Below are 16,793 nucleotides of genomic sequence, written 5' to 3'. Positions count from 1 at the left end.
GGTGGGTTCGGTCATTGGTGCTGCCAGAACCTCCGTCTCCGTTCGCCCTTAGCTTGTCGCAGGGCTTTAGCTTCTTGAAGGGAAATGGAGGGTGTTGACATTCGAACGAGGCAGGTCCCTCATTCGAACTATCCAAATGATCAGCGTCCCGGCTCGTCCAGGCTGTAGCCAAGACCACGTATCGTCGTGATGACGTCCGCGCCCAGCTTCTTGCGGATGCGGGTAACGAACACTTCGATCGTGTTGGAATCGCGGTCGAAATCCTGATCGTAGATATGCTCGATCAACTCGGTGCGGCTGACGACCTTGCCCTTGTGGTGGAGAAGGTAGGACAGCAGCTTATATTCCTGCGCGGTCAATTTTACCGGCTCGCCCTTTAGCGTGACCTTGCCCGATCGGGTGTCCAGCCGGACGTCGCCCGCGATCAGTTCGCTCGACGCATTGCCCGAAGCGCGGCGGATAAGGGCGCGCAACCGCGCGATCAACTCTTCGCTTTGGAACGGCTTGGCCAGGTAATCGTCCGCGCCTGCATCCAGCCCCGCGACCTTGTCCGACCAGCTGTCCCGCGCGGTCAGTACCAGCACCGGGAAGCTTCGCCCCTCCTTGCGCCAGCGGTCCAGCACCGTCAGTCCGTCGATCGTGGGCAGGCCAAGATCGAGGACCACGGCATCATAGCTTTCCGTCGTGCCCAGGAAATGGCCATCCTCGCCGTCGGTAGCGAGGTCGACCGCATAGCCTGCGCCCTCCAGCGTATTACGGAGCTGTTGCCCTAGGCTTGGTTCATCTTCGACGATCAGCAGACGCATATGGCTCCGTTTCTTTGTATTTTGCCCATTGGCGCGTCAGTGCGCCCAGCCGGTTATATCGCCTGTGCGCCCGTCCGCATCAACCCAAACCACCTTGCCGTCCTTCACATATTTCAGGCGATAACGGTTGGAGGATGGATTGAATTCCGCGCCAAGGTAGGTCGCTCCCCCCATCGCGGCATCTACGCGCCGTTTGATGAGGGAAAATGGCATGGTCTGCCCGTCCAGCATAGCCCGGCGCGCTGCGTCCTGCTCGCCACGCTGACCGGCCTCAGCGTAGGAGGGTATGGCCACCATCGCGGCGATGGCGGTCATACCCGCAATCAGGCTGCTAAGCTTCATCGTCATGTGGCATGCCATAGGCGACAAGCATTGAACAGGTGGTGAATGGTGGCGTCAGCGCGGTGACAGGTGCCGGTCAGCGCTCCAGCGCATATTGGACGGTCAGCGTCACCGACGATCCGACCTGACCCGGTTCCACCGGCGTCGCCTCCGCCGCGTCGGCCTTGAAGCGGGCCGTCATCATCGGCATCGGCGGACGGCCGCCGCTATTGCTCTCGGCGATGGAGATGAGCCGCGCGGTACGATAGCCCGCGGCCTGCGAATAGAAATCCGCCTGCGCCTTGGCGCTCTTCAACGCAGCGCCGCGCGCCTGGGCCAGCATCGGGGTGGGGTCCTCAATGGAGAAGGACGGACCATTCACATTGGTCGCGCCCGCCTCAACCAACGTGTCGAGCAGTTGCCCCGTCTTCTTGATGTCCCGCAGCTTGATCGTCAGCTGGTTCGACGCTTCATAACCAATGAAACGAGGTCCGGCAGGCTGACCATTCTGATTGCTATAGTCATATTGGGCGCTGAGATTGATGCCGCTCGTCTGAATGTCCTTCTTTGGAATCCCGGCTTTGGCAAGAGTGGCGATCAGCCGGTCCATCTTCACCGCATTGTCGCGCATAGCCTGTGCGGCTGTGGGCGCGCGTGTTTGAACGCCCGTGCCGACCACGACCTGATCCGGCGCCGCCTCGACCGTCTCGGTAACATTGAGCGTCACGACAGGAGCGGTCTCGGCGATGGTCACGTTGGTCTGCGCGACCGCCATGGCGGGAATCGATACAGCAGCGGCGGCCGCCATCAGGGCCAGGGCTGACTTCATGAGCGTATCTCCTTGAAAAGCTATGCAGCCCGTTTGTAACGGCTGCGATGAATGGACGCTGACAGGCGTTGAAAGCCGTCAGACAGCATCCGGTTCCACCCGCTCTTGCCCCGGCGCGCTGGAAGTCCTAGCTGCACGGCCATGGCCGCACCTATATTCTCCTTCGAAAATCTTGGTCTCAGCCAAGGAAGCCATTGGCTTTTCCGTCATCTCGACATTTTTGTCGGCGATCGTGACCGTCTGGCACTGATCGGTCGCAACGGCGCGGGCAAGACCACGCTGCTGAAGCTGATCGCGGCGCAGATCGAGCCTGACGAAGGCACGCGATCGGTTCGTCCGGGCGCGCGCGTTATCATGCTGGAGCAGGACCCGGACGTCAGCAGCTTCGCCACCCTGCACGATTTCGCGCTGGCGGGCGAATATGCACCCCCCGCGCATGAGGTGGAGGCGATCGCCAGCCAGCTCGGCATCGACCTGTCGCGCGAGGCCGCGACCGCCAGCGGAGGCGAGCGCCGCCGCGCAGCCATTGCCCGCGCGTTGGCGAGCGAGCCCGATCTGTTGCTGCTGGACGAGCCGACCAATCATCTCGACATCGATGCCATCGATTGGCTGGAGGGATGGCTTGCCCGTTATTCGGGCGCCTTCATCGTCATCAGCCACGACCGCGCCTTCCTCACCCGTCTGACGCGCCAGACTCTATGGCTGGATCGCGGCTCCATCCGCCGCAACGAGATCGGCTTTGGGGGTTTTGAGGATTGGATGGAGGCCGTCTACGCGGAGGAAGCCCGCGCCGCCGAAAAGCTCGATGCGAAGCTAAAGATCGAGGCGCACTGGCTGGAACGCGGAGTCACCGCGCGCCGCAAGCGTAATCAGGGGCGTCTCGCGAAGCTTTGGGAAATGCGCGCCCAACGCGCGGCGATGGTCGGTCCCCAAGGCGTCGCGAAGATCGCCGTCGCAGCCGACGACAGCAAGACCAAGAGCGTCATCACCGCCGAACATGTGACCAAGAATTTCGGTGACCGCACCGTCATCAAGGATTTCTCCCTGCGCATCCAGCGCGGTGACCGCATCGGCATCGTCGGTGGCAACGGCGCTGGCAAGACGACGCTCCTGAAGCTCCTGACCGGCGAACTCGCGCCTGATAGCGGCGTCGTCAAACAGGCCAAGTCGCTCGACATGATCTTCATCGATCAGCAGCGCAGCCTGATGCAGCCCGACAAGCGCGTTCGCGACGTGCTGGCAGAGGGCGGCGACTGGATCGATGTGCGCGGGGTCCGCAAGCATGTTCACGGTTATCTCAAGGAATTTCTCTTCGACCCCTCGCTGGCCGAGGCGCGCGTGGGCACGCTGTCCGGGGGTGAGCGTTCACGCCTGCTCTTTGCTCGTGAGTTTGCCCGCGAATCGAATCTGCTGGTGCTCGACGAGCCGACCAACGACCTCGACCTTGAAACGCTTGACCTGTTGCAGGAAGTGATCGCCGATTATGACGGCACGGTGCTGATTGTCAGCCATGATCGCGACTTTCTGGATCGCACGGTGACGGTGACGCTTGGTCTGGACGGTTCGGGACAGGTTGATGTGATCGTCGGCGGCTATGCCGACTGGGTCGCCAAGCGACAGCCGAAGAACGTGCCCCGGACGGAGAAAAAGGCTGCCGCCGCTCCGCCCCCGCCAAAATCGGCATCGACCAAGCTTAGCTACAAGGACCAGCGGGATCTCGACTTGCTGCCCAAAACCATCGAAAAGCTGGAACAGGACATTGTTCGCGATGAGGAGGCGCTGGCCGACCCCTCGCTCTACACTCGCGATCCCAACCGGTTCGCGGCGCTGACAAAGGCGATCGAGCAGGCGCGCGCAGACAAGGATTCGGCCGAGGAACGCTGGCTGGAACTAGCGGAAAAGGCCGAGGGGCTTAGCGGCTGAACGAAGGGGGAAAGGGAATGGCGGCGATGGACGGATCAGCTTCAGGCGCTCTTGACGAGGCGCGCTCGCATCATGCCCTTCATTACGTGAACCGCGTCGGCTGGCTGCGCGCGGCGGTATTGGGCGCGAATGACGGCATTGTATCGACCGCCAGCCTGCTTGCGGGTATCGCCGCGTCGGGTGCGTCGCGCGAAACCATTCTGTTGTCCGGCATAGCTGCGCTAATTGCTGGCGCCATGTCGATGGCGGCGGGAGAATATGTGTCGGTCAGCGCGCAATCGGACACGGAACGGGCCGATCTCGCCAAGGAAAAACATGCGATTGCGCAGCAGCCGGATGTGGAATGGCAGGAGCTGCGCGGCATCTATATCGAGCGTGGCCTTACCCCCGAACTGGCTGGGGAAGTCGCGCGACAATTGATGGATGCCGACGCGCTTGCCGCCCACGCCCGCGACGAACTCGGCATTTCGGATATCAGCACGGCGCGGCCAGTTCAGGCGGCACTGACTTCGGCAGCCACCTTTTCCGTCGGTGCGATCGCTCCGGTCATCGCGGCGGCGGTCAGCCCGGCGCCCCATGCGCTGGCGAGCGTCGTTATGACCTCGCTAATCTGTCTTGCCCTGCTGGGCTATGCGGGCGCGCGGCTGGGGGGAGGCAAGCTCTGGCGGTCGGTCGGTCGAGTGCTGTTCTGGGGCGTGCTCGCAATGGCGATCACGGCGGGTGCAGGCAGGCTTTTCGGCGCGGCGATATGATGGCAAGGTCCGCGCCATCCGGATTCCCAAGGAGAAGATGATGACTGCGATCCAGCAAATTCCGCTCAAGACGATCAAGGGCACCGATGCCAGCCTCGCCGATTATGCGGGGAAAGTGGTGCTGGCGGTCAACGTCGCCTCCAAATGCGGCCTGACCCCCCAGTATGAAGGGTTGGAAAAGCTCTACCGCGATTATAAGGACAAGGGGCTGGTGGTCGCCGGCTTCCCCGCCAATGACTTTGCTGGTCAGGAACCGGGCAGCAATGACGAGATCGCGGAATTTTGCACCACCAATTTCGGTGTTGATTTCCCGATGTTCGAAAAGATCGTCGTGACCGGCCCGGAGAAGCATCCGCTCTACGCCGCCCTGACCAGCGAACAGCCCAAGGCTGCGGGCGAGGGCGATGAATTTCGCGAAAAGCTTCGCGGCTATGGCATGACGCCGACCGAAGAGCCCGAAGTGCTGTGGAACTTCGAAAAGTTCCTGATTGCCAAAGACGGCTCGGTCGCCGCGCGCTTCGCACCGGGCACCACGCCTGATGATCCGGCGCTGGTGTCGGCGATTGAGGCTGAACTGGCGAAATAAGGGACGGACATCGGGGGCGGCGCTGTTCATGGCGCCGACCCGGATGTCTCGCCGTTGCTGGTCGCCTCATGCTTTCGCCCGCCATCGCCTTTCAACAGATCGGCCCGGTGCTGGAAACGCTCAGCATCGTCGGGATTTTCGTGTTTGCGGCGTCTGGGGCGCTGGCGGCGGCCCGGCTGGGACAGACACTGGTTACCTTTGCGTTTTTCGCGCTGGTGACCGGGGTAGGGGGCGGCACCCTTCGCGACCTGTTGATCGGCGCACCGGTTTTCTGGGTGCATGATCCCATTCCGGCAATCACATGCATGGTCGCGGCGCTCCTGATCTGGTTCACGCCGCGCCGCTTGTGGAGCGATCGCGCGCTCGATTGGCTCGACGCCATCGGCCTCGCCTCCTTTGCCGTGTTCGGAGCCGCCAAGGCGATGAGCTACGGCATTCCGCCCTTCGTTGCCGCTCTGATGGGCGTGGTCACCGGCTGCGTCGGCGGCATCCTGCGCGATCTCCTCGCCCATGAGCCGTCCATATTGTTGCGCCCCGAACTTTATGTGACCGCAGCGGCCCTCGCTTCCGGCTTGTTCGTCATGCTGCGCTGGTGGGGGCTGGACGTGCCGGTAGCGGGCGTCGTCGCGGCGCTGCTAGGTTTCCTTCTGCGCGCCTTCGCGATCTGGCGAAGCATTGGCCTGCCCACCTACAAAGCCGACCGTTAACAGTTCAGAAGGCATAAATCCTCCCCATCGCAGATGGGGAGGTGGAGGCGAAAATGCGCAACATCACCGCCAAAGGCTGGCAATCACCCCCATCAGCCCCCGCTCATCGGCGGCACTCACCTGTCGCGGCGCGCCATAGCCACGGCATTCCAGGCAATCCGCCCGCACACCCGCGCCACTGATCAGTCCACGCATATCCGCGACAGCCTGCATCGCCCAACGTCGCTGGATCATCGCCTGCCTGCTCAACATGTCGCGGGGAGCATCCACATCCTCATCATCACGCTCTGACATCGATTTGATGAGCTCGGCGAACTTGTCGGGCTCCTTCTCGATACGATAAACCTTAGCCTTGGCAGGATCGAGTTTGGCGAGCTTCGCAGCTTCGGCGACCGCTTCCTCCAGCCCGCCAAAGCGGTCGACCAAGCCGATCTGCCGCGCCGTGCCGCCGTCCCACACGCGCCCTTGAGCAATAGCGTCGATCTGCTGAGGCGACTTGCGCCGCGCTTGCGCGACCAGCCCCACGAAACGGCCGTAAATGTCCTCGATCCCCATCTGCATGATGCGATCGAATTCAGGCGTAGTGCCCCCGGCAATGTCGGGTTGCCCTGACAGTGGCGTGGTCCGCACACCGTCGGTCGTGATGCCGAGCTTCGCCAACGTTCCTTCAAAACTCGGCAATATCCCGAACACCCCGATGGAGCCAGTGATCGTGTCCGGTTCGGCAAAGATCAGGTCGGCGGGCGTCGAAATCCAATAGCCGCCACTCGCCGCGACATTGCCCATCGACACGACGATCGGCAGGCCTTCGCGCTTGGCTTCCATGATGGCCTGCCGAATCTTTTCCGACGCCATGACCGAACCGCCCGGGGAATCGACCCTGACGACCAGCGCCTTCAGGTCCTTTTCCGACAGCGCTTTGTAGAGAAGAGCCGAAATCGTATCACCGGCTGCGCTGCCCGGCCCACCATCTCCATCGACGATGTCGCCCGCCACAGTGATCACGCCGATCTGGCCGTCATTGGGCGCGCGGTGGGCCTTCGCATAGCTTCTGAGGTCGATGCTGGCAAAATCACCCACGCGATCGTCAGAAGATTCGCCCGCCACCTCCGCGACGCGTTTGCCGAAGGCTGCTTCGTCGCCCAGTCGATCGACCAGCCCGGCACTCTGCGCCGCCTTGGCCAGATTACCCCGCGCTGCTTCCGCCGCACCCGCCGGGTTCGCGACATAGGCCGCCAGCTTCGCGCGCGGCCGTGCCTTGCCAACTTCCTCTTGCCAATCCTGCCACAAGGCATCGGCCAGCGCCTGATTGGCCTGGCGCGCTTCGGGCGATTGATCCGTGCGGATAAAGGGTTCGACGAAGCTCTTGTAGGTGCCGACGCGATAGACATGCGTGTTGACGCCGAGCTTATCGATCAACCCCTTGTAATAAAGGCCTGATCCGCCGCGCCCAAGGATGGCTACACCGCCAAGGGGATCGACCCATGTCTCGCTGGCATGGGCGGCGAGCTGATAGCTGTCGTCACTATAGATGGTGGCAAAGGCGAAGACCGGCTTCTTCGCTGCACGGACGGCGTCCAGCGCCTTGCCCACGCGGGAAAGCGCCACCTGACCGCCGCCCAGAAACCCGTCGAGGTTCAGCACAACCGCCTTGACCTTGCCATCTGTCTTGGCCGCTTCCAGTGCGTCCACGATCTCCGAAAGGCGATATTCCTTCGTCTGCGGCCCGGACGATGTCAGCAACGAAAAGGGGTCCACCTCTGCCGGTTGCTCAACAATAGTGCCGTCGAGCTTCAGCAGCAGCGCGCCACTGCTCACGCTGCGCGCGGGCTTGGGCGACCATGACAGCGCCGCGTAAAGCATGCCGAAAAAGCCGAGCAGGAACAGCAGAACCAGCCCGTCCTTGACCGCGACCAATATGCGCCAAACGCCCTTCACAAATGCCAAATTGCCGCTTCCTTATGCTTAGCTGTCCGAGCTATCCGATCGTCCGGCCGACTGCAATGTGGGACGCTCCGCCCGGCGCACAAGCTTGCGCCCGTCATTTCCGGCGTTATGGGAGGCGCCAACATTCGCGCTTATGTGCAGGAGAAGCGTTTCATGCCCACACTCGTTCTCATCCGTCATGGCCAATCGGCCTGGAATCTGGAAAATCGCTTCACTGGCTGGTGGGACGTGGACCTGACGGAAAAGGGCGTGGAGGAAGCGCGGGCTGCTGGGCAATTGATGTCGGCCAAGGGCCTAGACTTCGACCGTTGCTTCACCTCAGTCCAGACCCGCGCAATCAAGACGCTGAACCTAGCGCTCGAGGAAATGGGCCGTCTCTGGCTGCCGGTCGAAAAAGACTGGCGCCTTAATGAACGCCATTATGGCGGGCTCACTGGCCTCAACAAGGCGGAGACGGCGGCCAAGCATGGTGACGCGCAGGTGAAGGTCTGGCGCCGCAGCTTCGACATTCCGCCGCCGGTGCTGGAGCCGGGCGGTGAGTTCGACCTGTCGAAGGACCGCCGCTACGACGGCATCGCCATCCCTTCGACGGAGTCCCTGAAGGACACCATCGCCCGCGTGCTGCCCTATTGGGAAAACCGCATCGTGCCGGAGCTGAAGGCGGGCAAGCGCGTCCTCATCTCCGCTCACGGCAACTCACTGCGCGCGCTGGTGAAGCATCTCTCGGGCATTCCGGACGATGAGATCACGGAACTGGAAATCCCGACCGGCCAGCCGATCGTCTATGACCTCGCCGATGATTTTACGGAAAAGGACCGCTATTACCTGTCGGAGCGTTAAGCGCGCAAATCCGCATTGCCCCTTGCCGGTCGTCCGGCTAAGGGGCTTTGCTTTCCGCGCCATCAGGGGAAATCAGGCGAAATGACCGGAGAAAGCGCCGCTGCCGTCGGCATTATCATGGGATCGCGATCCGATTGGGAAACCATGCGCCACGCGGCTGAGACGCTGAGCGCTCTCGGCGTCCCGCACGAATGCAAGGTCGTGTCTGCTCACCGCACGCCGCAGCGCCTCTATGACTATGCGACCGGCGCGGTTTCCCGTGGTCTGAAGGTGATCATCGCCGGGGCAGGGGGCGCGGCTCATCTTCCCGGCATGACCGCGTCGATGACACGCCTGCCAGTCCTAGGCGTGCCCGTCGAGTCAAAGGCTCTGAAGGGCATGGATTCCCTGCTTTCCATCGTCCAGATGCCCGGCGGCATCCCCGTCGGCACCCTTGCCATCGGCAAGCCCGGCGCGATCAATGCGGCGCTGCTGGCAGCGTCGATCCTCGCCACCACTGACGATGCGCTGGCCGAACGGCTCGACATGTGGCGTGAAAAGCAGACCGACGATGTCGCGGAGACGCCAGAATAAGATGACGACCATCGGGCCCGGTTCCACCATCGGCATTCTTGGCGGCGGTCAGCTCGGCCGCATGATCGCGATCGCCGCCGCGCAGCTTGGCTACCGCACGCATATCTATGCGCCGGAAGAAAGCGGCCCCGCCGCTGACGTGTCCCGCTGCTGGACTCGCGGCGCCTATGAGGATGCCGCCGCACTGGCCGCCTTTGCCGACAGCGTTGATGTCGTCACCTACGAGTTCGAGAATATCGACCCTTCTGCCGTCGAGGTCCTCTCCACGCACGGCCTCGTCCGTCCCGGCGCACAGGCGCTCCGCGTGGCGCAGGACCGCCTTGCCGAGAAGAATTTCGTGCGCGGTCTCGGCGGTCTCACCGCGCCCTTCGCTTCGGTCGAAAGCCTTGATGACCTCCATCGGGCCATCGCCGAGATCGGCAGCCGTGCGATCCTGAAGACCAACCGCATGGGCTATGACGGCAAGGGGCAGGCACGCATCAATGATCCGGCGGACGCTTCCGCCGCCTGGGACGCCATCGGCCAGCAAAGCGCCATCCTGGAAGGATTCGTGACCTTTGAGGAGGAGTTTTCCGTCATCCTCGTGCGCGGCGCGGACGGCGAAGTCCGCTTCTGGGATTCGCCCGCCAACGTTCATGTCGACGGCATCCTCTCCACCTCCACCGCCCCAGCAGGCCCCCGCATAGAAGCGCAGGTGGAGGCTGCGCGCGCCCTGGCTGCGCAAGTGGCGCAAGCGCTCGGCTATGTCGGCGTCCTGACGCTTGAATTCTTCGCCAGCGCCGACGGCCCCGTCTTCAATGAGATGGCCCCCCGCGTCCATAATAGCGGCCACTGGACGATCGAAGGCGCGGTCACCAGCCAGTTCGAAAACCATGTCCGCGCCATTTGCGGCCTGCCGCTGGGCGACACCAGACTGGCGGCACGGCGAGTGCAGATGCACAACCTCATCGGCGAAGAAGCCGACGCTTGGGCGGCGATCCTGTCCGATCCCACCGCCCACCTGCATCTCTATGGCAAGCATGAAGCCCGCCCCGGCCGCAAGATGGGTCACGTTACCCGGCTCACCCTGTGACCCAAAAACAGGAAGTCGTCCTTGTCCTCGCCCGTGCCGATAATGGCGTGATCGGCAAGGATGGGGGGCTGCCTTGGCGGTTGCCCGCCGACCTCAAGCATTTCAAGGCACTGACCCTTGGTCATCCGATGATCATGGGCCGCAAGACGTTCGACAGCCTGCCCGGCCTGCTGCCCGGCCGCCGCCATATCGTGCTCACCCGCGATACCGGCTGGAGCGGGGAGGGGGCAGAGGTCGCTCATGACGTCACGTCCTCGCTCAACCTCGCAGGCGGTCCCGCCGCCATGGTGATCGGCGGGGCAGAGGTCTACCAGCTCTATCTGCCCCATGCCGACCGCATCGAATTGACGGAAGTCCATATCGACGTCCCCGGCGACGCCGTGATCCCTTATCCCGACGCTACGCAGTGGGAGGAAGCAGGCCGCGCCGATCATCCGGCGGAGGGCGCCTATCCCGCCTACAGCTTCGTCACTTTCCGCCGCCGCGCTGCGCCATGATGTCGCATTGCCAGCGCGCGGCCATCTCCCTATAGCCAGCGCCATGGAGCGGCTGGAAAGCGGCGTCCCGATCCCTGCCCATTTGCGCGGGAGCATCATGGCGCTGGGCAATTTTGACGGATTTCACCTCGGTCATCAGGCTGTCGTCGGCCGCGCGGTGGACCGTGCCCGCGCGGAGGGCCGTCCCGTCATCGTCGCGACGTTCGACCCGCATCCCATGCGCCTGTTTCGCCCTGAAAATCCTTGGTTCCGCCTCACCAGCCTGGATCAGCGGCAGCGCCTGTTCGCCGCCGCCGGTGCCGACGCGATGCTCGTATTCGCCTTTACCCGCCAACTGGCCGCCTTGAGCCCGGAAGATTTCGTCGATCTGCTGGTGGACGGCATGGGCGTCGCGGGCGTCGTCACGGGTCAGGATTTCACCTTCGGCCAAGGCCGCACCGGCACCGTCGAAACGCTGGCCACCCTCGGCGCCGCGCGGGGCATGAGCGCCGAAGCCGTCGCGCCGATCACCGACGAAGGCGGGGAGGTGGTCTCCTCCAGCCGAATCCGTGCCGCGCTGAAAGCCGGAGACTGCGCCACGGCTACGCGCCTGCTGACACGCCCCTTCGCGGTGCAAGGGATGGTTCAGCATGGCGACAAGGTCGGCCGCACGATCGGCTTCCCCACCGCCAATGTCGATCTTGGCCATTACATCCGCCCGGTCTACGGCATCTATGCGGTGCGCGGCCTGCTGCCCGATGGCCGGATTCTCGACGGCGCAGCCAATCTCGGTATCCGGCCCAGCTTTGACCCGCCAAAGGAATTGCTGGAGCCGCACTTCTTCGATTTCGCCGAAAGCCTGTATGATCAGTGCATCGAGGTGCAGTTGATAGAATTTCTCCGGCCAGAGGCGAAATATGAAGGCCTCGAAGCCCTCACGGCCCAGATCGCCCGAGACTGCGACGCCGCGCGGCAAATCCTTGCGAGAACGCCGCACCTCGCCTAATGCCCGCCCATTCATTTCCAACCCCGTTCGCTTCGAGCGAAGTCGAAAAGCAGATAGTGCAGCGCCGCGTTTCTCGACTGCGCTCGAAACGAACGGAAGTCTGTAGATAGCCCCACATGACCGACCAGCCCGACTATAAAAGCACCGTCTTCCTCCCCGTAACCGACTTCCCAATGAAGGCGGGCCTTGCGCAAAAGGAACCGGCGATCCTCGCGCGCTGGGAGGAAATGGACCTTTACGGCAAGCTGCGCGAACGGCGGAAAGGCCGCGAACGCTTCATCCTTCATGACGGCCCGCCCTACGCCAATGGCGACATTCATATGGGCCATGCGATGAACAAGGTGCTGAAGGACATCATCGTCCGCAGCCAATCGCTGCTCGGCAAGGATGCGCCTTACGTCCCCGGCTGGGACTGCCACGGCCTTCCGATCGAATGGAAGATCGAGGAGGAATATCGCAAGAAGAAGCAGAACAAGGACGAGGTTCCGCCCCAAGAATTCCGTGCCCAGTGCCGCGCCTATGCGGACAAATGGGTCGGCGTGCAGAAGGAGCAGTTCAAGCGCCTTGGCGTGATGGGTGATTGGGACGATCCCTATCTCACCATGAAGTTCGACGCCGAAGCTACCATCGTGTCTGAACTGCTGAAGTTCGCGGAGAGCGGTCAGCTTTATCGCGGTGCCAAGCCCGTCATGTGGTCCCCGGTCGAAAAGACCGCGCTGGCCGAGGCGGAGGTTGAGTATGAGGACATCGTCTCGACCCAGATCGACGTGGCGTTCGAGATCATCGAAGCGCCGAACGCGCCTGAACTGGTCGGTGCGCATGCGGTGATCTGGACGACGACGCCCTGGACGATTCCGGTCAATCAGGCTTTGGCTTATGGGCCGGATGTTGAGTATGTCGAAATTATACTTCGAGGAATGGGGTTTGCTGGTGGCGGCCCTGACCCATTTGATGTGTCGCTCCATCCTTCATTGAAGCTTTTGCGCGGCACTCGCTATCTCGTCGCTACCGATCTTATGGGGCACTTCTTCAACCGCGTTGCAGCCGCTTATCGAGCAATTTCTGTCGCCGTTTTCGAGGACGAGAACAAGGCGAAGCCGGTTTTTGAGAACGGCCCGGAACGCTTTAAAGGCTATCAACTCGACGGGGCAAAAGCGTTGCACCCGATGCACGCCCTCGGCGGCTTCTTCGCCAAGCCGCGCCCGTTCCTAGCGGGCGATTTCGTCACTACCGACACGGGCACCGGCCTCGTCCACATGGCGCCCGACCATGGCGAGGACGACTTCGCGCTCTGCAAGGCCAATGGTATCAATCCGGTCTTCGCCGTCGAGAATGACGGCAAATATCGCGAGGACTGGCTCTGGCTCGGCGGCCAAGGCTCCGTCATCAACCCCAAGTTCGTCAGCAAGGACGGCCCGATCTGCACCGACCTGCGCGAGGCGGGCGGGCTGCTCGCTGCGTCCGATGACTTCAAGCACAGCTATCCCCATAGCTGGCGTTCCAAGGCAAAGATTATCTTCCGCTGCACCCCGCAATGGTTCATCCCGATGGACCGCGCGATGAGCGATGGCATCATCCCACGCTGTGCCGAGGAAGAAGCTATCCTCGCCCGCCAAGGCAATGGCGCGACCCTACGCGGGACGGCGCTCGACGCGATCGAAAACACCCGTTGGGTTCCCGAGCGCTCGATCAATCGCATCCGCTCGATGGTCGAAGGCCGCCCCGACTGGGTCATCAGCCGCCAGCGCGCATGGGGCGTGCCCATCGCCCTCTATGTTCACCGCAAGACCGGCGAATATCTCGTTGATAAAGCTGTCAATCAGCGCATTGTCGAAGCCTTCAAAGCTGGCGGCGCGGATGCCTGGTTCGGCGCCGACCATCAGGCGCTGCTTGGCCTCGACTACAACCTCAACGACTATGAGGTCGTGAACGACATTCTCGACGTCTGGTTCGACAGCGGCTCGACCCACAGCTTCGTGGTCGAAAGCCGCTATGGCGAAGGCGTCCGCGCTGATCTTTATCTCGAAGGCTCCGACCAGCATCGCGGCTGGTTCCAGTCCTCCCTGCTAGAAAGCAGCGGCACCCGTGGCCGCGCGCCTTATGACGCCGTCCTCACCCACGGCTTCGCGCTGGACGGGCAGGGGCGCAAAATGTCGAAAAGTCTCGGCAACGTGGTCGATCCGCTGAAGGTCATCGGGGAGTCCGGTTCCGACATCCTGCGCGTCTGGGTCGCTAGCACCGATTATTTCGATGATGTCCGCATCGGCAAGGAAGTGTTGGCCGGATCGTCTGATGCCTATCGCAAACTTCGCAATACTTTCCGTTACTTGCTAGGTGCTCTTTCGGATTTCTCGGAAGATGAAAAGCTGCCCGTCACCGAAATGCCGGAGTTGGAGCGCTACATGCTCCACCGCCTCGCGGCTCTCGATGCAGAGCTTAAGGGCGTGGTCGAAAAGGCTGCGGGAAGCGAAAACTGGCTGGAGTTCAGTCGCTACACCCGCGCGCTGTTCGACTTCGCCAATAGCGACCTGTCCGCCTTCTTCTTCGACATCCGCAAGGACTGCCTCTACTGCGACGCGAAGAGCGATCCAAAACGCCGTGCCTACCGCACCGTGCTCGACACGCTCTTCCACGCGCTTGTCCGTTACGCCGCGCCGATCATCCCCTTCACCGCTGAGGAAGTTTGGCAAAGTCGCTATCCAAACCACGAGGAAAGCGTGCATTTCCTTGAATGGCCGGAAGTAGACCCGACTTGGCTCAACCAGGGCCTGGACGAGAAGTGGACCGAAATCCGCAGCCAGCGTGACCAGGTCAACGAAGCCATCGAACCCCTCCGCCGCGAAAAGGTCATCCGGTCCAGCCTTGAAGCCGATGTCGCCATGGGAATGCAGGTTCCCAGTGACGGTGTGAACTTCGCCGAAATCGCCATTGTCGCCCGCATCGAAACGGGCGTCGGCGAGGGCATCGTGGTCAAGCCGAGCGAGTGGCACAAATGCGGTCGCTGCTGGCGTCTGCTGCCCGAAGTCGAGGAGGACGGCACGCTCTGCAACCGCTGCGACGAAGTGCTGGCAGGTTGAAATGCTGCTGTCCTACAGGCGCAGGCTTCGGCTATAGCCCACGGCCTACCGCCCGGCGGCAGATGAACAATATTATGATGGCGCTTTTCAGGGATATGTTCGTGTCACCTTCATCACCAAAAAAGCATGTGGTGCGCCACTGATGGCAACTGTCAATCACCGTCCGCTCGGCCTGATCGTCGCGATCGTCACGCTCGCGCTGGACCAGCTCATCAAATACACCGTCACCTATCCGCTCGCGCTCAAGAGCCGGATGGATGAAGGGATCGAGATTCTGCCGATCTTCCGCCTGCGCTGGCTGGAAAATCGCGGTGTTTCGATGGGCTTTTTCCATGCCGACACGAACATGATGCGCTGGATTCTGGTTGGCATGACGATGCTTATCGCTGGTTTTGTCGGCGTGTGGATGTGGCGGGAAAAGGCGCGGCAGGATGTTGCGGCCCTAGGATTGGTCCTCGGCGGCGCCATTGGAAATATCGTTGACCGTGTTCGCCTTGGCTATGTCGTGGATTATGCCGATCTGCACTTTGGCGAATGGCGCCCCTTTCTCATATTCAACCTAGCCGACGCCGCGATCACGATCGGGGTGCTGATCCTGCTTGCACGGGCGTTGCTGCTGCGCGAGAAGAGCGCAAAGACGGAGTCACTGAACTGATGCGTAAACTGATCCTCGCCGCTGGCCTGATTTCCATGCTGTCCGCCTGCGGTGGCGGCGGCGGCCTGTTTAACCGGGCGCGCCCCGATGAGTTCGCCGTCTCGCGTCAGGCGCCGCTGGTGATCCCGCCCGATTATGCGCTGGTCCCGCCCGCGCCGGGCACGCCCGCCGCCGCGTCGGTTGATTCGAGTCGTGCTGCCATGGAAACCATGTTCGGCGGTCCTGCCCAGCGCAGCGCGGCTGAAAGCGCGGCGTTGAGCGAAGCAGGTCGTGCCAATGCGGCGGCAGGCATCCGCTCCTCCGTTGGCGATCCGGGCACGGAAGTCGTCGACAAGGGCGCCGCGACCCGCGAAATCATCGCCGCGCCGGAAGGTGACGGGCAGGACGCCCGCGCCGCGATCCCGCAGCAGTAAGGCAGTAAGAAACTAGGGCTGGCTCTCGACGAAGTTCTTGAGCCTGCCCAAAGTCTCGTCCCACTGACTTGAGACTTGCGCAAGCCAATCCCGCGCGCCCGCGATCGCCTCACGTTCCAGGGTGAAAAGCGCCTCACGTCCGGATCGTGCGCGGCGCACCAGTCCCGCGCCCAGCAGGACGTCGAGATGCTTCGCGACCGCTTGACGGCTGATCGGCAGGCCATCGCTTAATTGGGCGATCGATCGTTCCGTCCCGTCGGAAAGTCGCCTGATCAGCCCCAAGCGTGTGACGTCGCCCAATGCGGCAAACAGCCGCGCAGGTGCTTCCTCAACCTTCAACATATTTTCGGATATTCTTCACCTGCTCTGCCCAACCACGGTCGTTGGAGCGCATGACATTGCTCCTGCGCGGCTCGGGCACCTTGTCAAACCCGCTTTCCGTGACCGTCAGCAATGTACCGCTGCCAGCGGGTTCAAGCAGAAACTCAACCAATGTCCATTCCGGCACTGGTACGCCGCTGTCCATCAACTGCTTGTCACCGCCAGTCGCAGGCCATTTAAAAGCGAAGCGTCTCATGGGCTCGATTGCAACGACCCATGCTTCCCAGCGATATTCCTCAAAGCCGGGATAGGTCATATGCCCCGTCGATGCCTCGCCCGCGACAAAAGGCTGATCCAGAGCCACCTGGAACCAGGCTCCGAACTTTTCATGATTAATCAGCGCGTCCCAAACGCGTTCGACCGACGCGGCGATTTCGATATTTTTACTGATAGAATCCACCATATAAGCAACCTCCAGGTTGCTTATAT

At 62.4% G+C, this 16,793-nt stretch carries 17 protein-coding genes and 1 pseudogene; 12 read left to right on the top strand and 6 right to left on the bottom strand.

The genetic code is table 11. The annotated features are described in order from the left end of the window. Window positions 1-140 precede the first annotated feature (140 nt). The 3 genes and pseudogenes from IZV00_RS06930 to IZV00_RS06920 all read right to left on the bottom strand — a co-directional run bounded on the left by IZV00_RS06930 (window position 141) and on the right by IZV00_RS06920 (window position 1,956). Window positions 141-806, bottom strand: a complete 666-nt coding sequence (locus IZV00_RS06930; RefSeq protein ID WP_196226385.1) for a response regulator transcription factor — start codon at window positions 804-806, stop codon at window positions 141-143. Window positions 807-842: 36 nt separating this feature from the next. Next, a pseudogene (locus IZV00_RS06925) lies at window positions 843-1,179 on the bottom strand (hypothetical protein). A gap of 45 nt (window positions 1,180-1,224) precedes the next feature. Then, the gene (locus IZV00_RS06920) at window positions 1,225-1,956 is read right to left on the bottom strand and encodes an SIMPL domain-containing protein (RefSeq protein WP_196226383.1); all 732 of its coding nucleotides are present in this window, start codon (window positions 1,954-1,956) and stop codon (window positions 1,225-1,227) included. Between the two features lie 141 nt (window positions 1,957-2,097). On the opposite strand from IZV00_RS06920, the gene IZV00_RS06915 reads away from it, so the two are divergent. The 4 genes from IZV00_RS06915 (at window position 2,098) to IZV00_RS06900 (ending at window position 5,924) form a co-directional block, all read left to right on the top strand. Beyond that, complete coding sequence (locus IZV00_RS06915; protein WP_196226382.1) at window positions 2,098-3,879, top strand: ABC-F family ATP-binding cassette domain-containing protein; 1,782 nt, start codon at window positions 2,098-2,100, stop codon at window positions 3,877-3,879. Between the two features lie 26 nt (window positions 3,880-3,905). After that, on the top strand, window positions 3,906-4,631 hold the full coding sequence (locus IZV00_RS06910) for a VIT1/CCC1 transporter family protein (protein ID WP_196226546.1): 726 nt from the start codon (window positions 3,906-3,908) through the stop codon (window positions 4,629-4,631). Between the two features lie 40 nt (window positions 4,632-4,671). Then, window positions 4,672-5,217, top strand: a complete 546-nt coding sequence (locus tag IZV00_RS06905; RefSeq protein WP_196226545.1) for a glutathione peroxidase — start codon at window positions 4,672-4,674, stop codon at window positions 5,215-5,217. A gap of 68 nt (window positions 5,218-5,285) precedes the next feature. Continuing rightward, window positions 5,286-5,924, top strand: a complete 639-nt coding sequence (locus IZV00_RS06900) for a trimeric intracellular cation channel family protein (RefSeq protein ID WP_196226381.1) — start codon at window positions 5,286-5,288, stop codon at window positions 5,922-5,924. A gap of 63 nt (window positions 5,925-5,987) precedes the next feature. Here the strand turns inward: IZV00_RS06900 and sppA are convergent, their stop codons facing one another. Continuing rightward, window positions 5,988-7,871: a signal peptide peptidase SppA gene (gene sppA, locus IZV00_RS06895; RefSeq protein ID WP_196226380.1), complete on the bottom strand. Its 1,884-nt coding sequence runs from the start codon at window positions 7,869-7,871 to the stop codon at window positions 5,988-5,990. 153 nt (window positions 7,872-8,024) lie between these two features. Between sppA and gpmA the strand changes: the two genes are divergently transcribed. The 8 genes from gpmA to IZV00_RS06855 all read left to right on the top strand — a co-directional run bounded on the left by gpmA (window position 8,025) and on the right by IZV00_RS06855 (window position 15,983). Further along, the gene (gene gpmA / locus IZV00_RS06890) at window positions 8,025-8,711 is read left to right on the top strand and encodes a 2,3-diphosphoglycerate-dependent phosphoglycerate mutase (protein ID WP_196226379.1); all 687 of its coding nucleotides are present in this window, start codon (window positions 8,025-8,027) and stop codon (window positions 8,709-8,711) included. 81 nt (window positions 8,712-8,792) lie between these two features. Beyond that, window positions 8,793-9,284 carry a 5-(carboxyamino)imidazole ribonucleotide mutase gene (gene purE / locus IZV00_RS06885; RefSeq protein WP_196226378.1) on the top strand — a complete coding sequence of 164 codons (492 nt, stop codon included), beginning with the start codon at window positions 8,793-8,795 and terminating at the stop codon, window positions 9,282-9,284. A 1-nt stretch (window position 9,285) separates the two neighbouring features. Then, complete coding sequence (locus IZV00_RS06880; RefSeq protein WP_196226377.1) at window positions 9,286-10,356, top strand: 5-(carboxyamino)imidazole ribonucleotide synthase; 1,071 nt, start codon at window positions 9,286-9,288, stop codon at window positions 10,354-10,356. Continuing rightward, window positions 10,353-10,853 carry a dihydrofolate reductase gene (locus IZV00_RS06875; protein WP_196226376.1) on the top strand — a complete coding sequence of 167 codons (501 nt, stop codon included), beginning with the start codon at window positions 10,353-10,355 and terminating at the stop codon, window positions 10,851-10,853. The genes IZV00_RS06880 and IZV00_RS06875 overlap by 4 nt, the downstream gene beginning before the upstream one ends. Before the next feature lie 43 nt (window positions 10,854-10,896). Next, window positions 10,897-11,838 (top strand): bifunctional riboflavin kinase/FAD synthetase, encoded by a 942-nt coding sequence (locus IZV00_RS06870; protein WP_196226375.1) that lies wholly within the window; start codon window positions 10,897-10,899, stop codon window positions 11,836-11,838. A gap of 116 nt (window positions 11,839-11,954) precedes the next feature. Continuing rightward, complete coding sequence (locus tag IZV00_RS06865; RefSeq protein WP_196226374.1) at window positions 11,955-14,915, top strand: isoleucine--tRNA ligase; 2,961 nt, start codon at window positions 11,955-11,957, stop codon at window positions 14,913-14,915. A 142-nt stretch (window positions 14,916-15,057) separates the two neighbouring features. Next, window positions 15,058-15,570 carry a signal peptidase II gene (gene lspA, locus IZV00_RS06860; RefSeq protein ID WP_196226373.1) on the top strand — a complete coding sequence of 171 codons (513 nt, stop codon included), beginning with the start codon at window positions 15,058-15,060 and terminating at the stop codon, window positions 15,568-15,570. After that, window positions 15,570-15,983: a DUF3035 domain-containing protein gene (locus IZV00_RS06855; protein ID WP_196226372.1), complete on the top strand. Its 414-nt coding sequence runs from the start codon at window positions 15,570-15,572 to the stop codon at window positions 15,981-15,983. The genes lspA and IZV00_RS06855 overlap by 1 nt, the downstream gene beginning before the upstream one ends. A 12-nt stretch (window positions 15,984-15,995) precedes the next feature. Here the strand turns inward: IZV00_RS06855 and IZV00_RS06850 are convergent, their stop codons facing one another. Both IZV00_RS06850 and IZV00_RS06845 read right to left on the bottom strand, forming a co-directional pair. Next, complete coding sequence (locus tag IZV00_RS06850) at window positions 15,996-16,325, bottom strand: ArsR/SmtB family transcription factor (protein ID WP_196226371.1); 330 nt, start codon at window positions 16,323-16,325, stop codon at window positions 15,996-15,998. Further along, window positions 16,312-16,767 carry an SRPBCC family protein gene (locus tag IZV00_RS06845; RefSeq protein ID WP_196226370.1) on the bottom strand — a complete coding sequence of 152 codons (456 nt, stop codon included), beginning with the start codon at window positions 16,765-16,767 and terminating at the stop codon, window positions 16,312-16,314. The genes IZV00_RS06850 and IZV00_RS06845 overlap by 14 nt, the downstream gene beginning before the upstream one ends. Window positions 16,768-16,793 lie beyond the last annotated feature (26 nt).

Source organism: Sphingobium sp. Cam5-1, assembly GCF_015693305.1.
In the GTDB taxonomy this organism is placed as follows: Bacteria; Pseudomonadota; Alphaproteobacteria; order Sphingomonadales; family Sphingomonadaceae; genus Sphingobium.
Note: the sequence above shows the minus strand (reverse complement) of the source record. Positions and strands in the feature narration are given on the sequence as shown.